Below are 1,580 nucleotides of genomic sequence, written 5' to 3'. Positions count from 1 at the left end.
GAGATGTTGTGGCCGGAGACGAGCATGACGTCGTCGACCCGGCCGAGCAGCCAGATGTCGCCGTCCTCGTCCTTCTTGGCACCGTCACCGGCGAAGTAGCGGCCCTCGAACCGCGACCAGTAGGTGTCGATGTAGCGCTGGTCGTCGCCCCAGATGGTGCGGAGCATGGACGGCCAGGGTTCGGTGAGGACGAGGTAGCCACCGGAGCCGTTGGGGACCTCGCGGGCCTCGTCGTCGACGACGGTGGCGCCGATGCCGGGGAGCGCGCGCTGGGCCGAGCCGGGCTTGGTCTCGGTGACGCCGGGCAGTGGGCTGATCATCATGGCGCCGGTCTCGGTCTGCCACCAGGTGTCGACGATCGGGGCCTTGCCGCCGCCGATGTGCTCGCGGTACCAGATCCACGCCTCGGGGTTGATCGGCTCGCCGACGCTGCCCAGGACCCGCAGGGAGGAGAGGTCGAACTTCGCGGGGATGTCGTCGCCCCACTTCATGAACGTGCGGATCGCGGTGGGCGCGGTGTAGAGGATCGTCACGCCGTACTTCTGGACGATCTCCCAGAACCGGCCCTGGTGGGGGGTGTCGGGGGTGCCTTCGTAGATGACCTGGGTGGCGCCGTTGGAGAGCGGGCCGTAGACGATGTACGAGTGGCCGGTGACCCAGCCGATGTCGGCGGTGCACCAGTAGACGTCGGACTCCGGCTTGAGGTCGAAGACGGCGTGGTGGGTGTAGCTGGCCTGGGTGAGGTAGCCGCCGGAGGTGTGCAGGATGCCCTTGGGCTTACCGGTGGTGCCGGAGGTGTAGAGGATGAAGAGCAGGTGCTCGGCGTCGTGCGCCTCGGGGGTGTGTTCGGTGGACTGGCGGGCGGTGGCCTCGTGCCACCAGACGTCGCGGTCCTCGGTCCAGGAGACGTCCTGGCCGGTGCGGCGGACGACCAGGACGTGCTCGACGCCGTCGACCTTGGTCAGTGCCTCGTCGATGGCGGGCTTGAGGGCGGAGGGCTTGCCACGCCGGTAGCCGCCGTCGGCGGTGATGACGAGCTTGGCCTGGGCGTCCTGGATGCGGGAGGCGACGGCGTCGGCGGAGAAGCCGCCGAAGACCACCGAGTGGGTGGCGCCGATCCGGGCGCAGGCGAGGATCGCGACGACGGCCTCGGCGATCATCGGCAGGTAGACGGCGACCCGGTCGCCCTTGCGGACCCCGAGTTCCAGCAGGGCGTTGGCGGCCTGTGAGACCTCGTCCTTGAGCTGGGCGTAGGTGAGGGAGCGGCTGTCGCCGGGCTCGCCCTCGAAGTGGATGGCGACGCGGTCGCCGTTGCCCGCCTCGACGTGGCGGTCGACGCAGTTGTAGGCCACGTTGAGCTTGCCGTCGGCGAACCACTTGGCGAACGGCGGGTTGGACCAGTCGAGTGTCTCGGTGGGCTCGACGGCCCAGGTGAGGCGGCGGGCCTGCTCGGCCCAGAAGCCGAGGCGGTCCTCGGAGGCCTGAGCGTATGCGGCCGCGGTGACGTTGGCGGCTGCGGCGAGCTCTGCCGGCGGGGCGAAGCGCCGTTCCTCCTTGAGCAGGTTGGCCAGGCTCTCGTT

Annotated in this window: 1 protein-coding gene; it reads right to left on the bottom strand. The window is 69.9% G+C overall.

Annotated features, from left to right (window positions below; all coding sequences use genetic code 11):
• Positions 1–1,580, bottom strand: a 1,580-nt coding sequence (acs, locus tag PUR56_RS29435; protein ID WP_329951180.1) for an acetate--CoA ligase, incomplete at both ends; no start/stop codon positions are given.

The organism is Streptomyces sp. BE303, from assembly GCF_036290945.1.
In the GTDB taxonomy this organism is placed as follows: Bacteria; Actinomycetota; Actinomycetes; order Streptomycetales; family Streptomycetaceae; genus Kitasatospora.
Note: the sequence above shows the minus strand (reverse complement) of the source record. Positions and strands in the feature narration are given on the sequence as shown.